The sequence below is a fragment of the Nonomuraea gerenzanensis genome (assembly GCF_020215645.1).
Taxonomy (GTDB): domain Bacteria; phylum Actinomycetota; class Actinomycetes; order Streptosporangiales; family Streptosporangiaceae; genus Nonomuraea; species Nonomuraea gerenzanensis.
The window spans coordinates 5,913,289-5,933,352 of the sequence record NZ_CP084058.1; the positions used below are offsets into that span (position 1 = coordinate 5,913,289).

Genomic DNA, 20,064 nt, shown 5'->3' on the forward strand with positions numbered 1-20,064 from the left:
CCGTCGTTCCTGGATCTTTGTGCGGGTGGCGAGGGGAAGGGGGCGGCGGGTGCGGCCTGCGGAGCTCGACCGGGTGACGGTGGCGGAGGCGGCGGACCGGTATGTGGAGCTGGTGCGGGCCAAGACGCTGACGGGGGCGTTGTCGCCGGCGACGGCGGAGGTGTACGCGCGGGATGTGGCGACGCTGGTGGAGCTGGCCGGTGAGCGGGTGGTGCTCGACGATCTGACGGGTGCGGACGTGGATGCGATCCTGCTGGCGTTCGCCCGTAAGCCGGACGGCCGCTCCTCCCCCGGCTCCGGGCGTGATGGTGCCGGGCCGGGCGGTGCCGGGCGGGACGGTGCTGGGCGTGACGGCGAGTGGGCGGGGCAGTCGCCGTCGTCGCAGGCGCGGTTCCGGCGGTCGATCTCGGCGTTGTTCAAGCACGCGGCGCTGGCGGGGTGGGTGCAGCTCAACCCGATGACGACCTCGACGGTGACGGCGCGGGAGCGGGGCGGGCTGCGGGCCGAGCGGCGGGCGCTGACGCGGGAGCAGGCCCAGGGGCTGATCGGCGCGGCGCAGGCGCTGCCGGAGGCGCCGGCGCAGGCGGGCAAGCGGCGTGACCAGCGTACGGAGCTGCGTGACGCGGTGATCGTGCTGCTGCTGGCGACGGTGGGGCCGCGGGTGTCGGAGCTGGTGCGGGCGAACGTGGAGGACTTCTTCACCAACGACGGCGTGCGCTACTGGCGGATCTTCGGCAAGGGCGGGCGCACGCGTGACGTGCCGCTGCCCGATGGGGTGGCGCGGGTGCTGCAGGCGTATCTGGAGCGGGGGCGGCCGGAGATGGCCGGCGCGGGGGGTGAGAAGGCGTTGCTGCTGTCGTGGCGGGGGCGGCGGCTGGCGCGGGGTGATGTGCAGGCGGTGATCGACCGGGTGCAGCGGCGGGTGGATCCGGATCAGCGGCGGTCGGTGACGCCGCATGGGCTGCGGCACACGACGGCGACGCATCTGCTGGCCGATGCGGTGGACATGGATGCGGTGCGGCGGGTGCTGGGGCACAGTGACCTGTCGACGCTGGGGCGGTATCGGGATGAGCTGCCGGGTGAGCTGGAGGTGGCGATGCGGTCGCATCCGCTGCTGCGCGGCCGTCCCTGACGTCGCGGTTCCTGGCCTGCGGGGGTTTCCGCTGGTCGGGGCCCGTGCAGGTGGCTTCTGCGTGGCGTAGCCCCGCCCTTAGATGGTACCGCTCGGTTCGATCTCCTGCTAGGGTCGCGGATCGTACCGAGTGGTTCGATGTTGTGGGGTGACGTCAGGCATGGGCGTTGTTCGTCGGCGTGATCGCCGTGGCGGGGCCGCTCTCCGGAGGGCCGCCGGTCGCCGTGTCCTGGCGGCCGGGCCGGTGCGGGGGTGGTGGAGGTGAAGCCGCCGGTGGGCCCGGATGCGTGGCCGGCGGCCTGCCCGGTGGAGCGGCCGGTGGAGCGGCCGGTGGAGCGGCCGAGGGGGTCGGCGGTGTGGCAGGCGGTGCGGCTGTCCGCGGGTACCGCCTCGGCTCTGGGGCTGGCCCGCTTCGCCTACGGCCTGCTCCTGCCGGCCATGCGCGATGATCTGGGCTGGAGTTTGACCGAGGCGGGGGTGATGAGCGCCGCCAACGGGCTCGGTTACCTGCTCGGCGCGGTGGTGGCCGCCGCCCTGGTGCGGCGGGTGGGCAGCGTGGCCGCCTTCCGCTGGGGCATGGTGTTGACCGCGGTGGCGCTGGTGGCGACCGCGGTCAGTGGCCACTATGCGGCGCTGCTGGCCGTCAGGGGCGCGGCGGGTGTGACGGGGGCGGTGGTCTTCGTCACCGGTGGGGTGATCGCCTCGCGGATCGCCGCTCGCGCCTCCTCCGGCGCGCCGATCGCCGTGTACTTCGCCGGTACCGGGCTGGGCATCGTCCTCAGTGGCGTGGCCGTTCCGGCGCTGGGCAGCCAGTGGCGCCTGGCCTGGGCCGGCATGGGGCTGGCCGCCGGCGTGGCGGCTCTGGTGAGCTGGAGGGCCGCGAGGTCCGGCGGCGAGGAACCGGCCGCCACCTCAGTCGCCGCCGCGCCGCAACCCGCCGCACACCCGGGAGCGGGGCAGAGACCGGCCGCGACCGCCGCCGGGCAGAAGCCGCCTGCCGCCGCTGCCGCCGGGCAGGAGCAGGCCGCCACCACCACCGCTGCCGCTGCCGCCCCCACTGCCGCTGCCGGGCGGGCGCGAGTGCGTCCTCTGCGCCGGGTGCTTCTGGCCTACCTGCTGTTCGCGACCGGATACATCACCTACATCACGTTCCTGTCCGCCTACCTCGCCGAGCGCCACGCCCCGCTCGCGCAGGTGACGCTCATCTGGACGGCGCTGGGGTCGGCGGTCGTGGTGGCGCCGGTGCTGTGGAGCCGTCCCATCACGCGCTGGCGCGGCGGCAGCGCGCTCGCCGTGCTGCTGGTCCTGCTCGCCGGTGGGGCGGCGCTGGCCTTGACGTCCCCGGCGCCGCCCGTCGTGCTGGCCTCCGCGATCGTCTACGGCGCGACGTTCATGAGCGTGCCGGCCGCCGTGACCGCGCTGGTCAAGGCGGCAGCCCCGCCCGAGGGCTGGACGGCCACGCTGGCGGCCTTCACCACCGTGTTCGCGGTGGGGCAGAGCGCCGGTCCATGGGTGGCCGGTGTGCTGGCCGATCACACCTCGACCGACGCCGCGCTGGCCTGGACCGCGATCCTGTGCGCCGCCGCCGCGGCGATCGCCGCCACCGCGGGCCGCCGTCGTCCGGCTGAGCCGCCCGCCACGGCGGCGCACCGAACCGGCACCTGAGAGACCACCACTTGAGGAGAACGGCAGTGACCACCTTCGTGCTGATCCCCGGCATGTGCCACGGCGGCTGGTGCTTCCACGAGCTGACCGAGCAGTTGCGCTCCCACGGGCACCGTGCCTATCCCCTGACCTTGACCGGGCTGTCCGAGCGCAGCCATCTGCTGCACGGCGGCGTGAACCTGGACACCCACATCCGGGACGTGACCGGCGTGCTGGCGGCCGAGCGGCTCCAGGACGTGGTCCTGGTCGGCCACAGCTACGGCGGGATGGTGATCACCGGTGTCGCCGACCGCATGCCCGGGCGGGTCAGTTCGCTGGTCTATCTGGACGCGGTCGTGCCGGCCGACGGCCAGTCCATGTGGGACCTGGTCTCCGACACCGAACGGCAGTGGTACCTGCAGGTCACCGAGGCCGGTGACGCGGTCCGTCCGCTGCCCTTCTTCGACCCGCGAGCCACACCCCATCCCCTCGCCTGCCTCCTGCAGCCGCTGCGTGTCACCGGCGGCTCCGCTCACAATCGCCGGGACGTGTACGTGTATGCGGCCGGATGGCCGGCCTCGTCACCGTTCACCGCCACCTACCAGCGGCTGTGCCAGGACCCTGCGTGGATCACGTACGCGCTCGACAGCGGGCACAACCTCATGCGCGACGCCCCGCAGGATCTGCTGAAGATCCTGCTCGAGACCGGTGAGGCCGGTTGACCGCGGCGCTGCGGGGGCGGCTTGCGGCGCGGGTTGAGGGGCCGGTTGAGGGGCCGGTTGAGGGGCGGAGGTCAGGAGGCGGCGGCCGAGCAGCAGGTCCAGGGCGGCCATGGGGCGGCCATGGGGCGGCCATGAGGGTGACGGCCGTGGCCGGTCACACAGCAGCGACGACAGGCCACGCTCCGCGCCCGTGACGGGGAGCAGTCAAAGCCTTTGAGCATAGGCGAAAAACCGTCAAATGTAGATATCTTTCATTGGCGGTCGTGAGTTGGTTGAATACCTTCTCCTGCGCTTCCCCTCACAATCCCCCGGAGGGAACAGCTCGTGACAACCATCACCCGCTTATCAGCCGCCGTCGTGGCCCTCTGCCTGGCCCTGCTCGGCCCCGTCCACCCCGCGGCGGCCGCCACCACCACCGTCGACAACGCCACCGCCGGGCGGTTCACCGCGGGCACGGAATGGGGCACCTCAGCGTGGTCGGCGCAGCGGTACGGCGCGGACTACCGGTTCGCGACCCCGAACACCGTCGCCAGCGACGTCGCCTGGTTCAAGGCACAGGTCGCCGCGGCCGGGCCTCACCTGGTCGAGGTCTGGTACCCGGCGGACGCCGGCTACAACAGCGCCACCCCGTTCGTGGTGGCCGCCTCCGACGGCACCCGCAGCGTGGTCGTCGACCAGCGCGCCAACGGTGGCCGCTGGGTCAGTCTCGGCACGTTCACCCTGGCCGCCGGCGACTACAACGTGGTCGGGGTCAGCCGCTGGACCAGCCAGCCGGGCTACGTCGTCGCCGACGCGGTCCGGATCACCTCCTCGACCGGCGGGACCGCGTTCTCCCTGCCCCTGCCGCGCACCGCGCTGCCGCGCAGCGAGTACGACGACCCGCACCACGACTATCCCGCCATCGACCTGCCGGTCGGCACCGGCACCCCGGCGTACGCGGTGCGGGCCGGCACGGTGGCGGTCATCGACGACAGCCTGTGCGGGCGCGGCATCAACCTGACCGGGACCGACGGGGCCGTCTACACCTACTGCCACTTCTCCTCGTGGTCGGTCTCCAACGGCGCGTCGGTCGGCGCGGGGCAGCAGATCGGGCTGACCGGCAACACCGGTAACTCGACCGGCCCGCACCTGCACTTCGGCATCCGCACCGGCAGCACGCGCCGCTGCCCGCAGAACTTCCTGCTGGCCATCTACGACGGCGCCACGCCGCCGGCGGCCAGCAGCCTGCCCACCACGGGCTGCTCCTACGCCACCCGTTCGGCGGAGCCGGTCATCCCGCTCGGCTGACCCGGCCCGTCCGGCTGAGAAGGCCCGCCCCCGAGTCCGCCGGGCCGTATCCGGCGGGCTGGGGGTGCGGCGAGCGGTTCGGGCCTGCGCGGAGCGCGCCAGGCAGGGCGGCGTTCGGAAGGGAGAACCGACTCCCACGCCCCGCCGCGCCGCCGCCCAGTCATCCACGTCGGCCCGCAGGCGGTTCGTCGAATAGACCAAGCTCATCATCGTCAGGGGCCTGGAAGAACGTCACATACTCCTCCAGCAACTCGCGGCTGACCGGGACCGTCCCCGGCTCCCCCTCCCCATCGCGGGCCTCCAGACGGCGGCACAGCTCATCGATCGGCGCAGCAAGGTAGTGCAGTTCGACGGGAACGCCGAGTGCGCGCGCACTCGAACGCTTCTCATCGCGCTCAGACCGCGCCCAGAAGCCGAACTCCAAGATCACACTCTGGCCGAGCCTCAACAGCTCTTGGGCATGCTCCGAGAACCGCCGCTCAAGCCGGTCGCGCGTTCGTTCATCGAACAGGTCGATGCCCAGGTCCGCCAGCCATTCGTCCGGGCACAGACGCACCGCTGGAATCTCTCGCGCCAGGCGCTTGGCCAGCGTCGTCTTCCCAGAGCCAGGCAGCCCGCACAGCAAGATCAGCCTGGGCTCGGGGCTCGTACTCAACAGGAGCCTCCACAGCACCGCAGCAACGTCATTCCGGCATGCTCGCGCAACGGCCCCGGCCGACGGAAATGGTTTCCGCTGGGGCCGGTTCCCGGGCCGGGGTCTTGAAGCCGGGAGGCCGCCGCTCGGATCGCCTGGCCGCCGCTCGGGCAGACGTGCCTCACGTCGGGACGGTCGTCCGCGCCGAGCCCGTCGTCCTGGCCGGCGGTCGGCAGACAGCCTCGCCCGTGGCGGCGCGATGGCGTCGATCCCGCCGGTGCCGCGCCGGCGGACATCCCGGATGTCTCAGGACGTGGCTGCCGGGAGCGAGCGGCCGCCCATCCTGTCCGGCGGCGAAGCCGTCGCGCTCGCGCACTCCCCCGGGGCGGGAAACCCGCCTGCCCCGGGGCGGGAGGCAGGGCACGCGATCGGGGGGACAAGCTCAACCCCCATACCGCCGCGACCTGCGCCGGCCCTGCGGCTACCGTGGAAGGCATGGAGCACCGGCCCGACCACCGCGACCAGATCCGGGACTTCCTCGCCACCCGGCGCGCCAAGCTCACCCCGGGGCAGGTCGGGCTGCCCGCCGGCGGCCGGCGGCGGGTTCCCGGGCTGCGGCGTGAGGAGGTCGCGGTGCTGGCCGGGGTGAGCACCGAGTGGTACACCCGGCTGGAGAAGGGCCACATCAGCGGCGTCTCCCAGGAGGTGCTCGACGCGGTCGCCCAGGCCCTGCGCCTGGATCAGGACGAACGCACCTACCTGTCCGACCTGGCCCGCGCGGCCCGGCCCGCCCGCCGTGCGCTCTCGCGGCGCAAGGACGTGCAGGTTCCGCCGCGGGTGCAGTGGCTGCTGGACTCCATGACGATGTCGGCGGCGTTCGTCCGCAACGGCCGCCAGGACGTCGTCGCCGGCAACGCGCTGGCCCGGGCCCTGCTCGCGCCGCTCTTCGACAGCCCCGTCACCACCTCGCACGGCCGCGCCAGCCTCGCCCGCTACATCTTCCTCGACCCGGGCTCGCAGCGGTTCTTCACCGACTGGGACGCGGCCACCGCCGTCACCGCCGCGCTGCTGCGCGCCGAGGCCGGGCGCGAGCCCCATGACCGGGCCCTGCGCGACCTCATCGGTGAGCTGTCGACGCTCAGCACCGACTTCCGCACCCAGTGGGCCTCCCACGACGTGCGCATCCGCCACGACGGCGACAAGCGGCTGTGCCATCCCGAGGTCGGGGAGCTGGAGCTGACCTACCAGTCCCTGGATCTGCCCCTCTCCGCCCGTACGGTGTACGGCCTGACGGTCTACACCGCCGAACCGGGCAGCACCTCCGAAGAGCGGCTCAAGCTGCTGGCCAGCCTGGCGGCCACCCAGCCGGCGCACCCCGCCGATCAGCCGCGCTGACGCGCCCGGCCCAGCCCGCCACTCCCCGGCCGGGCCCGCATGCCTTTCCCGGCCGGTGACGCTCGGCGCCGCCGTCACCGTTGCGCCAGGGCGAGGCCGTCTACGCCGTGAGGCTGCGAGAAGTGCCGCAGGCGGTGGGGTGGCAGGTGGTGGGCAAGCCCCGGGCGGGTGCCGCGGCGGCGCCGGCGCGAGTGGTGCGGATGACGCGGGGCGTGGGTGGCGCGGCATGGGTGGCTGGCGTGGGTGGCTGGCGTGGGTGGCGCGGCGGCGCAGTCCCGGCGGCCGCCCGGGGCCGGCACTCGCCGGCCGTCCGCAGTCCCGCGCGGCGCACGTTCAGCGGAGGTGGTTCCTCCGTGTACGGGCGGATCGCCACGGCTCAGGCGCGGATCACGGCGGGCGAGCCGAACCAGCGGGACAGGTGGCCGTCTCAGGGGGTCCCGGTAGCAATGAAGAAATTTCCAACGAAGTAGCCCTTGACCTGCGACAGCGGAGGGGTTTGACCGTCTGTGGCAGGCTGGTGATCACTGCCGCTACGTTCGTTCCGGTTTTGTCCGGTACGGCGCGTGGAGTGGTGCGTTGTCAGAGAAGATGTTCTCCGAGGAGCAACTGGAGCAGCTGCGATCGTTCCCGGAGATCAGCAGCGATGAGTTGATCCGGTACTTCACCCCGACGGCGGCGGATGTGGCGTTCGTCGATCCGGGGCGGGGGCGGGGCCCGGTCGACCGGCTGGGCATGTTGGTCCAGCTCTGTACGCTGCCGTGGCTGGGGTTCGTGCCCGATGAGGTGGCCGCGGCGCCGGCGGCGGCCGTGGCCCGCCTGGCCGAGCGGCTGGGGGTGGGCCCGGCGGCGCTGAAGCTGTACGGGCAGCGGGCGCAGACCCGCTCCGACCACCTGGCCGAGATCGCCACATATCTGGGGTGGAAGAGCGCCCCGGCCGGCAGCACCGCGATGAAGGAGCTGGAGCAGTTCCTGCTGGATCGGGCGATGGAGCACGACGCGCCGACGCTGCTGTTCAACCTGGCGCGCGAGTATCTGATGGCGGCCAAGGTGATCCGGCCCGGCGCGCTGGTGCTGGCCAAGATGGTGGGCACCGCGCGCCGGGCGGCTTCCGATCTGACCTCGCAGCTGGTGGGGCACCTGCTGACCGAGGAGGTCCGCGCCGATCTGGAGCGGATGCTGGCAGTCGATGCGACCCTGGCGATGACCCGGCTGGAGTGGCTGACTCATCCGGCCAAGGACGCCTCGGCCGCGGCGGTGAAGACCGCGATCGACAAGCTGGCCTGGCTGCGCGGCATCGACGCCCACCGGATTGATGTGTCGGTCAAGCCGCCTACTGCCGCCTGGTCGGCAAGCCCGCCGACGCGGCCGAGGCCCTGGCCCAGGGCAAGGCTGAGCTGCACGCCGCCTTGGCCGAGCTGGAGAGCGCGCTGGCCGGCGCGGCGCCCGATGAGGTCGGCGCGGTGCGCCTGGATGACGACGATCAGCTGGTGGTGCCGCCGCTGTCGGCCGAGGACGTGCCCACCGAGGCCAGGATCGCCGTTCGCGCCGATCGCCTCGCTGCTGGTCGAGCTGGATGCGCGCACGCACTTTCTGGACTGCTTCACCCACGCCGGCGGCCGCAAGCTGATCACCTCGATGGAGACCAAGCGCAACATCTTGGCCGTGCTGATCGCCCTGGCCACGAACTTGGGCCTGTCGCGCATGTCGGAGGCATGCGGGGTGTCCTATGACGTGCTGGCCTGGACGCTGGAGTGGTACATCCGGGAGGAGACACTGCGCGAGTCCAACACCGTCATCGTCAACCACCACTACCAGCTGCCGTTGTCGAAGGTGTTCGGCGGCGCCACCATGTCCTCCTCCGACGGGCAGCGCTTCCCGCTCCGCGGCAAGAGTCTGACCGGCCGGCACATGCTCATCCACGGCGGGCAGGTTTTGTCGACCTACACCCACGTCTCCGATCAGTGGTCGACCTACGGCACGAAGGTCATCGTGCCCACCGCGCGGGAGGCGCACTACGTGCTGGACGACTTCCTGGGTAACGCCACCGATCTGCCGATTGATGAGCACGCGACCGATTCCCATGGCGCCACCTGCTGCGGATGGCCGGGTCGCTGAAGTACGGTCAGGCCAGCGCCTCCCTGATCGTCGGCAAGTGGTCGGCCGCCTCCCGGCAGAACACCCTGGCCGCCGCACTCAAGGAGTGGGGCATGCTCCGAAGGACCGTCCACCTGGCCACATACCTGTCCGATCCGGCGTATCGGCGGAAGATCTCCCGCCAGCTCAACAAGGGCGAGTCCCTGCACGCGCTGCGCCGCGACCTGCACTACGCCCAGCAGGGCACCATCACCCGCCCGCATCTGGAGCAGCAGACCGAGCACGCGTGGTGCCTGACCCTGCTGACCAACTCCGTGGTCGCCTGGACGACGGAATATTATTCCAGAGCGGTGCTTAAGCTGCGTTCCCAGGGCCGACAGGTGAGCGATGAGATCCTGTCGCACATCTCGCCCGGCCACAGCGACAACATCAACTTCTTCGGTGTCATCACCGTCGACGTCGAGGCGGAGCTGGCCAAGCTCGATGGCGGCGGATGGCGGCCGCTGCGGCCCGCGCAACCGCGCGAGCCGCAGTTGAGGCCCTGAGCCGACTCCGCGCCGCGCCGTGAAGCCGGCCCGCGCTGGTTGCGGCGTCGGCGGGTGAAAGAGGTCCACGGCCTTGATGCGGCGACCGGCTTCCTGCGATCACCCCGTCCGGGTGACGTCCGTGCACGGCTTGACGTTGGGTCGTTTCGTTTCGTGGGCAGCGGCGGGGGTGATGCTTCGTTAATGGTGCTATCGGCGGACCGGTCCGGGTTGAAGGCTGGCAGCACGGCTCATGAAGCAGGCGGAGCGGCATGCGCACCGATAGAGACCCATCACCAGGGCAAGGCCGCGCGGCCAGCGGTGATCCCGCGGCCCGCCAGCAGATCCTGCGCACCGCGGCCCTGCTCAAAGAGCAGGCCCACGCGATTCACCGCGACAGCCGGCGTATCGCCGAGATGACCCGAGAGATTTGCCGCAGCCTGCGCGAACAGCGCGAACGTCTGCAGGCGAGTTGGGCGGCACGCCAACACCAGCCACACGCGGGCCCAGGCCGGTCCGTAGTTTCCAGACCAAAACAACGCTAAGCAGTTGATCTAGGGCGTGTTTCAGAAGTGGTGGGTTCATAGCCAGGTGTCGATCACGGCGATGTGGACGGTCGCTTCGTAGCGCACGGCGAGCTTGTCGTAGCGGGTGGCCACCGCTCGGTAGCCCTTGAGCCGGTTGATGCCGCATTCCACCGCGTGGCGCAGTTTGTAGGACTCGGGGTCGAAGGCCGGTGGCCGACCGCCCTGGGACCCCTTCCTGCGCCGGGCGGCGGCTTGGTCCAGCTTGATCGGGATGGTGGCCTTGATGCCGCGCCTGCGCAGGTACCGGCGGTTGCCGCGCGAACTGTAGGCCTTATCGGCCAGCACCAGGTCGGGCCGGGTACGGGGGCGGCCCCCGCCCAGGCGCGGCACCCGGATCCCCTCCAGGACCGCCGTGAACTGCGGACTGTCACCCCGCTGCCCGGCGGTCAGCACGATCGACAAGGCTCTGCGGCCCTGCTCGGTCGCCAGGTGCAGCTTGGTGCTCAGGCCCCCGCGGGAACGCCCCAGCCCGTGATCAGCCGGCTCCTCGCGCACACCGCCCGGCGACTCGACCTGCAGATCCCCCTTTTCCGCGCCCCGGCGGCGTGCTGATGAGCCCGGCACACGGTGGAATCGACACTCACATCCCACGTGATCAGCCCGGCCGCGTCCGCCCGAGCCTGCGAGGCGGTCAGGATCCGCTGCCAGATGCCGGCCCGCTGCCAGCGCCGGAACAACCCGTAGATCGTCTGCCAGCATCCGTACCGCTCCGGCACGTCCCGCCACGGCGCACCCACCCGTACCCGCCACCGGATCCCGTCGATGAGCTGCCGTTTCGTCCAGATCGGCGGGCGCCCTGGCTTGCAGCCGACCGGCAGCAGCGGCTTCAGCACCGCCCACTGCGCATCGGTCAGATCAGCCCGCTCCGCCACCGGTAAGGTGTCCACGAGGTCTCCGTGCAGATGGTCTTCTTGGTCGTTGACTCATCTACCGGAGACCTCTTCTTTTGTCGATCTACGACACCGTGAGCAATCGCCGCTCAGATCACTTCTGAAACACGCCCTAGGTCTGTACCTCGGCAACTGCCTCAAGGGAGCGGGCTGCAAGGGCACCACATCGCCGTTTTCCGTGATCCCGGCATGTGGGATGCGACGTCAGCGGCGGTGTCGGCGGTGATGCTCGTCGTTCTCGGCGGTGAGGCGGGCGGAGGTCTCCTCGCCGAGCCGGACGTAGATGGCCCCACGCTTGTGTAGCTGTCCCAGCACCACAAATATTTGATCTTGAGTAGCCTGCGGGTGGCCTCAATGCGGTGTCAGGAGTCGGCGACGGTCTACCCTTGTCGGATACCCGGGCTGCGGAAGGCCGGTACAGGAATCAACACTAACGACGACATGATTCCCCCGGCTGCCTGCTGGGCAGAGGTGATCAGTCGTCTCCCTTCCGCCACGGAGCCTTCGGGTCGGCGAGCGTGTCGAGGATGAGCTGGCACCAGGTGAAGGCCGCGTTGACGGCCAGGTGTGCATGGCGAGCGCCGAGCCCAGCGGGTGCGCTGGCCGGTCCGTGGCCGGTGCCGTAGCCGCGGTTGCGCAGTTCTGCCAGGCCGATGGCGATGCTGGAGACCGCGCCGAGGATCTTCTTGACTGCGTCGCTGCCGTCGGGGCCGGGAGTCGTCGATGAGGGATGTAGGCCGAGAGCCTGTTGGGCTTCCCGTACGAGAGCGGGGAGGTCGGCCTTGTCGTCGATGGGCAGGCCACGTTCCTTCAGGACGACCTTGGCGGTGCTCTCGATGAGTTCCTTGGCGCTGCCTACGGCGAGGGCGGGGTCGTCGAGGATGGCGCGTTGGATACGGCTGAGCTGCTGACGGATGGCGGAGGCGTCGGTGACGTTCTTGAGGGAGTCCGGCGCGAACCGCGGTCCGATCCGGCGTGATGCGGCCGGTCTCCTCGTCAACGGCGTACCCGTCGCGGCGCAGGGCGTTGAGGAACTTGGCGCTGTACTGCGGTTCGAGCCCTTGCACGAGGCGCTCGAAGACGCGCAGTACCCGGTTGACTTGGTTGATGTCGCTCCAGTCCACCGCCTCCAGGTACTCCTGGGTGAGAGTTCTTCGGGAACTGCTGTCCTGGTAGGTGCAGTCCGGGTTGGGTGCGAACAGCTCATCCTGGAATGCCGCGCCGATTTCACCGAGCGTGCTGCCGGTCATCAGGTCACGGAACAGGCCGCGCGTCGTCCTGCTGATCAGGTCGCTCATGCCGCGCTGCCGTCTCGGGCTGGGACGGCGCTGTCGCCGGCCGGTTGAGGTCGTCTGCCGATGCTGGCCTTGTCGAGGTATCCGTACACGGTGGAGCGGGGGACGCTGAACATGTCGGCGATCTGCTGGACGGTGTGTTTGCCGGCGTCGTAGAGGTCTTGGGCGAGCTCGGCCTGGTGTGCGCTCAGGCGCGGTCGGCGGCCGCCGTGGCGGCCTCGGGCGCGGGCAGCGGCCAGGCCTTCACGGGTGTTGCCACGATCAGCTCGCGTTGGAGTTCGGCCAGCACGGACAGCATTCCGAACATGGCCCTGCCTTCGGCCGTGGAGGTGTCGATGCCCTGCTCGATGACGTGCAGGCCCACGCCCTTCTCGGGCCCCCGCTCGGGTCCGCGTCTGGTGAGCTCGCCTATTCAACTGTCGTCGGTTCTCCGCTGAGGCAGAGGCCGAGGTAACTGAGAGTGGTCGCCTGGGGCGTATCGGCTGGCGGGTGCCGCCCGTCAAGATCAACGTCCTGTCGAGTTGTTTTCGCTGGAAACTACGGCCGGGCCGTGCTGCTGGAGACCAGATCCACTGCTGGCGTTGTCGGACCAGCTACGGGCCGCCCGTGGCAGGGTCGATTCCATCGTTGCGCAGGGTGCGGGAGGGCGTGACGCCGTAGGTGGCCCGGTAGGTGGCGGTGAACCGGCTGGGGCGGGGGAAGCCCCAGCGTGCGGCGATCGCGGTGACGGTGGCGGTGACCGGGTCGGCGGTGCGCAGCTCGTGGTGGGCGCCGGCCAGCCGGGCGCGGCGCAGGTAGGCCAGGGGGGTGGTGTCCAGGTGGCGGCGGAACGCCAGCTGCACGGCGCGGATGCTGACGTGACAGGCGGCGGCGATGTCGGCCACGCTGATGTCGGCGTGCGCGTGGGCGTCGATGAACGCGACCGCGCGGCGCACGGTGGCGGGGTGGGCGTCGTGCCGGTCGGCGCTGGTCGGGTCGGTGCGGGCGTTGTTCGGGAAGACGGTCAGGGCGGTCGCGGTGAGCAGCCGGGCCAGGCTGCCGGTGAGCAGGGATCCGGTGCCGGCCGGCAGGGTGTCGACGGTAGCCAGGACGAAGTCGTAGGTGTCGGACCAGAGGCGGGCGGCGGCGGCGGAGACCGGCCGGTGCCCGGTGAACCGTAGGACCGGTCCGGTCCGGGGCGGCCCGTCGGCCACCTGGGCGAGCAGGGCCGGGTCCAGGTAGACGGTTTCCGAATCGAGATTGGCGGCGATGCCCTGCCAGTCCCGGTCAGGCGGCAGCGAGATCATCACATCGCCGGGGCCGTTGTCGTGCTCGTGGCCGTCGTAGCAGTTCGTGACGGTGCCCGCCCGGATCCGGGCGATCGGGATGACGCCCAAGGCGGGCCCCTGAGTGGTGTACCCCATCCCGAAGGTGAACCGGTTGAGCGCCACGTGGTCGCCCAGACTGGTGCGGGCCAGGCGCATGGTTCCGTTCCCGCCGGACACCCGCAGCCGCACCAGGGTGAACAGCTCACTGATGAGCTGCTCGGCGGCATCGACGTTATGCGCCTCGTACACCTGTGTGCTCACCGTGAAGCCCTCCTTCGGATGACAGCCGTCTGGTCCGGGCCAGGCCGCTAATGGTGCAGGGTGTGACGGGGCAGGCGGCCGAAGGTTCTACGGTAGTCGGCGGCGAACCGGCTCAGGTCGGTGAAACCCCAGCGGCGGGCGATGGCGGCGACGGTGGCGCCGGTAGTGGGGTCGGCGGCTTGCAGGTCACGGTGGGCGCGCTCGAGCCGGACCCGGCGCAGGTAGCCCAGCGGGGTGGTGTCCAGGTGCCGGCGGAAGCCGGCTTGCAGCGCGCGGACGCTGACACCGGCCGCGGCGGCGATGTCCTCGCCGGTGACCGGCTGGTCGGCGTGCGCGTCGATGTAGGCGACCGCGCGGCGCACCGTCGTCGGCGGCACCCGGTCCGGGCCGGCAACGTAGTCCACGCGCATGGTGGTGTTGGGGAACACGCTCAGCGCCGCGGCGGCCGCGGTGTCGATCGCCGCGGTCAGCAGCAGCACCGGGATGCCGGTGTCGCCGGCCGTGTCCAGCAGCCGGGCGAGGTAGGTGTGGGTGGCCAGCCACCGCCGGTTCGCCGCAGGCGATACGGCGGTCATCGCGTCGAACCGGAAATCGGCCGGCGCGACGCCGAACTGCTCGGCGATCCGGGTCACCGCCTCGACCGGAAACTGGACCACCTCGCAGGCCGGCCAGTCCTGCACCACGTCAAGACCGGCCTGGGGCAACAACAGCGCCTCGCCGCCGCCGCCTGGCAGCGCTGCTGCTCGGTCGACACGTCGAGTCCGCCACCGCGCATGCTGGTGATCAGCATGGTGTCGTGCGGATCGGCGGTGACCGCCATGCACGCCTGGTAACGGACTCGATCCACACTCAGCGCCCCGGCCGCCGCGAACTCCGAGCGGAACCCGAACCGGCGAACATCTCCCCGCACGCGGCGAACGTGATCGGTGTACCGCTGGCTGATCATTTCACGTACCCAGTCCAGATCGCCGGAGCGCATCGCGACACGCTCGATCGGCAGGTGAGACGCCGGCGCAGCCATGGGCCCGCTCCCTTCGCCGGGGCACCACACCTGATGCGTGTCAAGCGTCGCGTTCGCCCGTCCAGCGAACTTCACCATCCGCCTGGATTGCCGCCGACGTCAACCCGGGGTCGCCTATGAGAGTGGACGACACCGCGACCGCACACCAGCGCGCATCGCAGCGGCTCGCCCGCGCCGAACAGGCACGCCAGCGCGCATCGCAGCGGCTCGTCCACGCCGAACAGGCACGCCGCGCCGCCGACGCCGCCTGGTGCACGGCGGCCGAAGCAGTCGCCACATCCGCGTTGCTCATCGAACGGACACGCGCCCGCACGGCAGAAACCCGCCGCAGTCACCTCATGCTCGGCAGCTGAGCACCGCCGACCGAGCACAGCCGATGCTGGGCCAGCGTCTGCCGCGGCGACACCTTCACCGTCGGCAGCGTCGGCGGCGCACGCACCCGCAATCCCGGTCAGGTCTCGGCCGGCAGCGGGGTTAGCGGCTTGCTGCTGAGGCGATCTCAGCCAGCCCCAGCGGCCGGTAGCCGTCGTGGTCGAGCTGGGCGAGCTCACCGTCAATGTCGACGAAGTGGGTGCCGTAGCAGTGCACGTTCTCCTGGTGGGCCGGCCAGAGGTGTACCAGGACCTCGTCGTCGATCTAGCGGCCGGTCCGGCGCAGGGCGGCCACGCCGAGGCCGTGGTACTCGGTGAACCAGCAGACGATCGCGTTGGTCGCCAGGGGTCAGGCACCACATCTGTTCGGTCTGCTGCTCATGGTGCCGGCGCCGCAGCGCGCCTTCGCCGGCGCACCCCCGCGGCCGTCGGCAACTGTCCCGTCGCCGGACGCGGCCGCCTGTCCTACCCGGGCGCCGAACTCCCGCCGTCCCGCCGTGTGCATCACCGCCCAGATCATCTCGGCGTCCCGGTCCCGCGCCGTCCATAGCGGGCGACCGCCCGCGCCGTACCCGAACTCCGGCTTGTCACTCATGCTCCACACGGTAAGCGAATCGCGACCTTAACCGATGGAGCCAGCATCATCGCAGCTCAGATGCTGCTTCGTTGGAAATTTCTTCATTGCTACCGGAACCCCCTCAGCCGGCAGGTGAGCCGAACCAGCGGGACAGCTGCTCGTCCAGGTCCTGCTGATCGTCGCCGATCCAGGCGACGTGACCGTCGGGACGGAGCAGGACGCACGGGACGTCCAGGTCCGCGGTGGGATCCGCGAGCAGATCGACCCGGTCCGACCAGCCGCCGGCGGTCAGGCGTTCGGTGCGGTCCAGCAGGAGGCCGCGGCCCCGATGCAGCAGGCCGTACAGGCGGCCTTGCTTCACGTCGATGTCGGGCAGGCGGCGGCCGAGCAGGTCGGGGCCATCGGGACCATCGGGGCCCGGGCCGAAGTCGTAGCGGACGCCGATCGCGGTGATCTTCTCGATCAGGTGGCGGTTCACCTCCTCGAAGTCCATCAGCTCGGTCAGCAGCCTGCGCACGGCCTGCGCGCCCGGCCCGTCCGAGAGCAGGTGCGTCTGGGCGCGGGTGTTGTCCAGCACGTCCGCGGCGACCGGACGGCGTTCGGCCTGGTAGGTGTCCAGCAGCGGTTCCGGCGCCCAGCCGCGGATCTGCGCGGCCAGCTTCCAGCCGAGGTTGAACGCGTCCTGGACGCCCAGGTTCAGGCCCTGCCCGCCGATGGGCGGATGGATGTGGGCCGCATCGCCGGCCAGCAGCACCCGGCCGTCCCGGTACCGCTCGGCCAGCCGGGTGGCGTCGCCGAAGCGGGACATCCAGCGCGGGGAGTGCACGCCGAAGTCGGTGCCGGCCACGGCGCGCAGCTGCTGCCGGAAATCGTCCAGGGTGGGCGGTTGCGTGCGGTCGCTGACTTCCGCGGCCGGGACCACGACGCTGTAGACGTCCGCGCCGAAGGGGCGCAGCCAGAAGGGGTGGCGGATCTGGCGCAGCCCGCTCAGCACGGCGGCGATGTCCTCCTGCGGCATGCCCACCTTCATCTCGCCCATCAGCGTGTCGGCCCGCGAGGGCTCGCCGGGGAAGCCGACGCCGAGCCGTTTGCGTACCGTGCTGCGGGCGCCGTCGCAGCCGACGAGGTAGCGCGCACGCAGCCGCTCCCCTCCGGCCAGCTCGACCGTCACCCCGTCGTCGTCCTGCTCGAAGCCGGTGACCGCGTGGCCGCGCCGGATCTGGGCGCCCAGCGCGGCAGCGTGTTCGGCGAGCAGCCGTTCGATGACCGGTTGCGGGAGGCCCAGCAGGTAGGCGTAGGCGGAGTCGAGGTTCTTGGGGGCGGGCTTGGGGATGGCGGCGAAGATGCCGCCGACCGGGCGTCGCCTGCCGTGCTGGAGCAGGTGCTCCAGCAGCCCGCGCATCGCCATCAGCTCCAGGCTGCGCATGTGCAGGCTGACGATGCGGACGAACGACGAGGGCTCGGTCTCCTTCTCCAGGACGAGGACCCGTACCCCGTGCAGTCGGAGCTCGGCGGCCAGTGTCGCGCCGGTCGGCCCGCAGCCGGCGATGATCACATCGAGGTCGGGGGACGGCGGCCCGGCGGTGACGTGCTGATGACGCATGAGTGTTGCCTTTCGGGAGTGCCTGGTGGGTGAGGCGCTCCCGGCGACACCTACGTCAATCGCCCGACCGCGACTGGGAGGGGAGCACCCACATCGATACAGCGTTCATGGGTCTCACCTCCTCGGGCGGTGTCACGGTCATGCGCAAGCTACAGGCCCGGCCATGATCGCGTCCAATCCTTTTCCGGTGGGTGGGTCAGGGGCGGCGGGTGGCGCGCACGACGACGTCGTGGAGGGGCGCCGCGCGGCCGGCGGGGGTGCGCTGGTGCTCCTCGGCGGTGATGATGTCCCAGCGGGGGGCGTGCAGGCGGGCGGTGATGGCGGCGCGGGTGGCCGACGCTTCGGCCGGTGGATGGTGCCCGTGACCTGAGGCGTCATGCCCGTGACCTGAGGCGCCGTGCCCGTGGCGCGGGCTGCCGTGATGCGGCGTGTCGTGACCGGGAGTCGTGGAGCCGTGAGCCTGGGCGCCGTGGCCGGAGGGCCCGTGGGCGGAGGCGGCGGTGTCGGCGGTGTGGGGGGTGTGGGGGGTGTGGGGGGTGTGGGGGGTGTGGGGGGTGTGGGGGGTGTGCAGGTGGCCCACGATGAGCAGGGTGCCGCCCGGGGCCACCCAGTCGGCGATGCGGTCGTAGAAGTCGAGCTGCGGCATCGCCGGGTGCGCGTAGTGGGTCATGACCAGGTCGAACATCTCCCCGGGCTCCCAGGTGGTCAGGTCGGCCTCCACCCAGCGCAGGCGTCCGGCCGCCGCGCCCGCCGCCTGCGCCGCGCGTTCGGCGGCGCCGGCCAGGGCGTGGGCGGAGATGTCGGCGGCGGTGACCTGCCAGCCGCGCATGGCCAGCCAGATCGCCTCGGCGCCGCCGCCGCAGCCGGCGTCCAGGGCCGTGCCCGGGCTCAGGTCGCCGAGCTCACGCGCGAGGTACGGGTTCGGCGGGCTGCCGCCCATGGAGGCGTGCCCCTGGTTCCAGTGCCGCTCCCAGTAGTCCTTGTCGAAGGCGTGCGTCATGGGTGGTCTTCCTCGTTCCCGGTCGTGTACGCGTCTGGTGCCTCATGGTGGCGACCGGGCGGGCGGATGCGCAAACGCTGTTGCCGAATGGCAAAATGGCCGGGTGGACGACATCGTGGACCGCACACTGGACGCCGTCGGGCCCAGGCTGAAGCGCCTGCGGCTGCAGCGGGACGTGACGCTGGCCGGCCTCGCGGCGCAGACCGGCATCTCCGCCAGCACGCTCTCGCGGCTGGAGTCAGGCCTGCGGCGGCCCACGCTGGAGCAGCTGCTGCCGCTGGCCCGCGCCTACGGGGTCACGCTCGACGAGCTGGTCGACGCGCCGCCTACCGGCGATCCCCGCGTCAACCTGCGGCCCATCGCCTGCGCCGACGGCTCGGTCGTCCTGCCGCTGACGCGCAGGCCCGGCGGGATCCAGGCCTACAAGTTCGTCCTGCCCGCCGGGCGGGACGATGCCGCGCCGGAGCTGCGCACCCATGAGGGTTACGACTGGGCGTACGTGCTCAACGGGACGTTGCGGCTCGTTCTCGGGGAGCATGATCTGCGGCTGACGCCCGGGGAGGCCGCGGAGTTCGACACGCGTATCCCGCACTGGTTCGGGGCCACCAGCGCTGGTCCTGTGGAGTTTCTGAGTCTCATCGGCAAGCAGGGCGAGCGGGCGCACGTCCGTGCGGCGCCTGCGTCGGTCACGGGCGGCGCGGCGCGGGCCGGCGCCGGCGGTGCGGCGGTGGCCGGCGCGGTGCGGGCGGTCACAGGCGGTGCGGCGCGGGCGGTCGAGAGTTAGCTTCGGCGTGTGTCAGCGGGCCGGGAAGCGCAGGACGCGGTCGTCGCCGTCACGCAGGTCGCCTCGGCCGTCGGTGTTGGACGTGGTGACCCACAGGGCGCCGTCCGGCGCGACCTGCACCGTGCGCAGCCGACCGTAGCGCCCGTCGAGGTGTGCGGCGGGCTCGCCCGCGGTGCCGCCGTTCAGGGGCACGGCCCAGAGCCGTTCGCCGCGCAGTGCGGCGACGTAGGCGGTGGAGCCCGCGATCGCCATCCCGGACGGGGACGCCTCCGAGACGGGCCAGGTGACCAGCGGGTCGGTGTAGCGTCCGCCGGCGGTGTCGCCCTTGCCTTCGACGCGGGGCCAGCCGTAGTTGCGTCCCGGCTGGATGAGGTCGACCTCGTCGAGGTCGTTCTGGCCGAACTCGGTGGCGAACAGGCGGCCCTCGGCGTCCCAGGCCAGGCCCTGGACGTTGCGGTGGCCGCGACTGTAGACCGGGGAGCCCGGGGTGGGGTTGCCGGGCGCCGGGTCACCGCCGGGGGTCAGGCGCAGGATGCGGCCGGTGTCGCGTTCGGCGATCAGCGCGTCGCCGCCGGGCAGGAACGTCAGCCCCCAGGGGACGTCGATGCCGCGGGCGAGCTCCTCCGGCGTGCCCAGGTCGTAGGTGGCGGACGGGGATCCGGCCGCGGTGCTGGTGGGGACGGTACTGGTGGCGACGGTGTTGCTGGGGTCGGCGGTGGAGGGGACGGCGCTGGGGGCCGGGCTGGTATCCGTGGTGCTCGGGGCGGTCCGGGCGTTCGGGGCGGGCGCGCCGGTGCTGGTGCCGCACGCGGCGATGCCCGTGCTCAGCAGGAGCGCCGCTACCGGGGCGGCCCACAGGGTCGTGCGCATGCGTCTCCATCTTCCGATCGGTCCCGGATCGTGCCGCACAGGAAGCCAATCCATCACAACGACGCG

21 protein-coding genes are annotated in these 20,064 nt (G+C 71.7%); 9 read left to right on the forward strand and 12 right to left on the reverse strand.

Going from position 1 to position 20,064, the window contains the following annotated elements; translation table 11 throughout:
- The first annotated feature begins 49 nt into the window (after positions 1-49).
- From LCN96_RS56695 to LCN96_RS57130, 4 genes are all read left to right on the forward strand, one after another.
- Entirely contained in the window at positions 50-1,132 is a 1,083-nt protein-coding gene (locus LCN96_RS56695) for a tyrosine-type recombinase/integrase (RefSeq protein ID WP_263657527.1), read from the forward strand.
- 261 nt (positions 1,133-1,393) lie between these two features.
- A complete protein-coding gene (locus LCN96_RS27640; RefSeq protein ID WP_225275804.1) occupies positions 1,394-2,797 on the forward strand; it encodes a YbfB/YjiJ family MFS transporter in 1,404 nt (467 codons plus the stop codon).
- Positions 2,798-2,823: 26 nt separating this feature from the next.
- Complete coding sequence (locus LCN96_RS27645; protein WP_225275805.1) at positions 2,824-3,498, forward strand: alpha/beta fold hydrolase; 675 nt, start codon at positions 2,824-2,826, stop codon at positions 3,496-3,498.
- A gap of 324 nt (positions 3,499-3,822) precedes the next feature.
- Positions 3,823-4,785, forward strand: coding sequence for a golvesin C-terminal-like domain-containing protein (locus tag LCN96_RS57130; RefSeq protein ID WP_311131928.1), 963 nt, complete (start codon positions 3,823-3,825; stop codon positions 4,783-4,785).
- A 160-nt stretch (positions 4,786-4,945) separates the two neighbouring features.
- On the opposite strand, the gene LCN96_RS27655 is transcribed toward LCN96_RS57130, so the two are convergent.
- Positions 4,946-5,440 (reverse strand): AAA family ATPase, encoded by a 495-nt coding sequence (locus LCN96_RS27655; RefSeq protein WP_225275806.1) that lies wholly within the window; start codon positions 5,438-5,440, stop codon positions 4,946-4,948.
- Between the two features lie 474 nt (positions 5,441-5,914).
- Here LCN96_RS27655 and LCN96_RS27660 point away from each other — a divergent pair, with 474 nt between their 5' ends.
- From LCN96_RS27660 to LCN96_RS27670, 3 genes are all read left to right on the forward strand, one after another.
- Positions 5,915-6,814: a helix-turn-helix transcriptional regulator gene (locus LCN96_RS27660; protein ID WP_225275807.1), complete on the forward strand. Its 900-nt coding sequence runs from the start codon at positions 5,915-5,917 to the stop codon at positions 6,812-6,814.
- Positions 6,815-7,390: 576 nt separating this feature from the next.
- Positions 7,391-8,929 carry a Tn3 family transposase gene (locus LCN96_RS27665; protein ID WP_225275808.1) on the forward strand — a complete coding sequence of 513 codons (1,539 nt, stop codon included), beginning with the start codon at positions 7,391-7,393 and terminating at the stop codon, positions 8,927-8,929.
- Complete coding sequence (locus LCN96_RS27670; RefSeq protein ID WP_225275809.1) at positions 8,914-9,453, forward strand: transposase; 540 nt, start codon at positions 8,914-8,916, stop codon at positions 9,451-9,453. The genes LCN96_RS27665 and LCN96_RS27670 overlap by 16 nt, the downstream gene beginning before the upstream one ends.
- 272 nt (positions 9,454-9,725) lie before the next feature.
- On the opposite strand, the gene LCN96_RS27675 is transcribed toward LCN96_RS27670, so the two are convergent.
- From LCN96_RS27675 to LCN96_RS27705, 7 genes are all read right to left on the reverse strand, one after another.
- Positions 9,726-9,932, reverse strand: a complete 207-nt coding sequence (locus LCN96_RS27675; RefSeq protein WP_225275810.1) for a hypothetical protein — start codon at positions 9,930-9,932, stop codon at positions 9,726-9,728.
- 81 nt (positions 9,933-10,013) lie between these two features.
- Positions 10,014-10,891 (reverse strand): IS5 family transposase gene (locus tag LCN96_RS27680; protein ID WP_225276073.1). Its coding sequence is split into 2 segments (ribosomal slippage): positions 10,014-10,513 and positions 10,513-10,891, totalling 879 coding nucleotides; the frame shifts between segments, so codons are not numbered across the junction.
- A gap of 493 nt (positions 10,892-11,384) precedes the next feature.
- Positions 11,385-11,909 (reverse strand): abortive infection family protein, encoded by a 525-nt coding sequence (locus LCN96_RS27685; protein ID WP_225275811.1) that lies wholly within the window; start codon positions 11,907-11,909, stop codon positions 11,385-11,387.
- 294 nt (positions 11,910-12,203) lie between these two features.
- A complete protein-coding gene (locus tag LCN96_RS57465; RefSeq protein WP_225276074.1) occupies positions 12,204-12,443 on the reverse strand; it encodes a helix-turn-helix domain-containing protein in 240 nt (79 codons plus the stop codon).
- Positions 12,392-12,568 carry a recombinase family protein gene (locus LCN96_RS27695; RefSeq protein WP_225275812.1) on the reverse strand — a complete coding sequence of 59 codons (177 nt, stop codon included), beginning with the start codon at positions 12,566-12,568 and terminating at the stop codon, positions 12,392-12,394. Before LCN96_RS27695 ends, LCN96_RS57465 begins: the two co-directional genes overlap by 52 nt.
- A 229-nt stretch (positions 12,569-12,797) precedes the next feature.
- On the reverse strand, positions 12,798-13,772 hold the full coding sequence (locus LCN96_RS27700) for a helix-turn-helix transcriptional regulator (RefSeq protein ID WP_225275813.1): 975 nt from the start codon (positions 13,770-13,772) through the stop codon (positions 12,798-12,800).
- Between the two features lie 47 nt (positions 13,773-13,819).
- Positions 13,820-14,455 carry a helix-turn-helix transcriptional regulator gene (locus LCN96_RS27705; protein WP_225275814.1) on the reverse strand — a complete coding sequence of 212 codons (636 nt, stop codon included), beginning with the start codon at positions 14,453-14,455 and terminating at the stop codon, positions 13,820-13,822.
- A gap of 460 nt (positions 14,456-14,915) precedes the next feature.
- Here LCN96_RS27705 and LCN96_RS27710 point away from each other — a divergent pair, with 460 nt between their 5' ends.
- Complete coding sequence (locus LCN96_RS27710; protein WP_225275815.1) at positions 14,916-15,146, forward strand: hypothetical protein; 231 nt, start codon at positions 14,916-14,918, stop codon at positions 15,144-15,146.
- A 367-nt stretch (positions 15,147-15,513) separates the two neighbouring features.
- Here the strand turns inward: LCN96_RS27710 and LCN96_RS27715 are convergent, their stop codons facing one another.
- The 3 genes from LCN96_RS27715 to LCN96_RS56700 form a co-directional block, all read right to left on the reverse strand.
- Complete coding sequence (locus LCN96_RS27715; protein ID WP_225275816.1) at positions 15,514-15,759, reverse strand: hypothetical protein; 246 nt, start codon at positions 15,757-15,759, stop codon at positions 15,514-15,516.
- A gap of 103 nt (positions 15,760-15,862) precedes the next feature.
- The gene (locus LCN96_RS27720) at positions 15,863-17,344 is read right to left on the reverse strand and encodes an FAD-dependent monooxygenase (RefSeq protein ID WP_225275817.1); all 1,482 of its coding nucleotides are present in this window, start codon (positions 17,342-17,344) and stop codon (positions 15,863-15,865) included.
- A gap of 196 nt (positions 17,345-17,540) precedes the next feature.
- Positions 17,541-18,344, reverse strand: a complete 804-nt coding sequence (locus tag LCN96_RS56700) for a class I SAM-dependent methyltransferase (protein ID WP_263657528.1) — start codon at positions 18,342-18,344, stop codon at positions 17,541-17,543.
- A gap of 103 nt (positions 18,345-18,447) precedes the next feature.
- On the opposite strand from LCN96_RS56700, the gene LCN96_RS27730 reads away from it, so the two are divergent.
- Positions 18,448-19,128, forward strand: a complete 681-nt coding sequence (locus tag LCN96_RS27730) for a helix-turn-helix domain-containing protein (RefSeq protein WP_225275818.1) — start codon at positions 18,448-18,450, stop codon at positions 19,126-19,128.
- A gap of 12 nt (positions 19,129-19,140) precedes the next feature.
- Here LCN96_RS27730 and LCN96_RS57135 read toward each other — a convergent pair whose 3' ends face one another.
- Positions 19,141-19,998 carry a PQQ-dependent sugar dehydrogenase gene (locus tag LCN96_RS57135; RefSeq protein ID WP_311131929.1) on the reverse strand — a complete coding sequence of 286 codons (858 nt, stop codon included), beginning with the start codon at positions 19,996-19,998 and terminating at the stop codon, positions 19,141-19,143.
- Between the last annotated feature and the right edge of the window lie 66 nt (positions 19,999-20,064).

Coding starts and splice junctions, on each gene's coding strand:
- LCN96_RS27720 (WP_225275817.1), bottom strand. CDS start 17,344: ATGCGTCATCAGCACGTCACCGCCGGGCCGCCGTCCCCCGACCTCGAT.
- LCN96_RS57135 (WP_311131929.1), bottom strand. CDS start 19,998: ATGCGCACGACCCTGTGGGCCGCCCCGGTAGCGGCGCTCCTGCTGAGC.
- LCN96_RS27670 (WP_225275809.1), top strand. CDS start 8,914: ATGGCCGGGTCGCTGAAGTACGGTCAGGCCAGCGCCTCCCTGATCGTC.
- LCN96_RS27660 (WP_225275807.1), top strand. CDS start 5,915: ATGGAGCACCGGCCCGACCACCGCGACCAGATCCGGGACTTCCTCGCC.
- LCN96_RS56700 (WP_263657528.1), bottom strand. CDS start 18,344: ATGACGCACGCCTTCGACAAGGACTACTGGGAGCGGCACTGGAACCAG.
- LCN96_RS27715 (WP_225275816.1), bottom strand. CDS start 15,759: ATGAGTGACAAGCCGGAGTTCGGGTACGGCGCGGGCGGTCGCCCGCTA.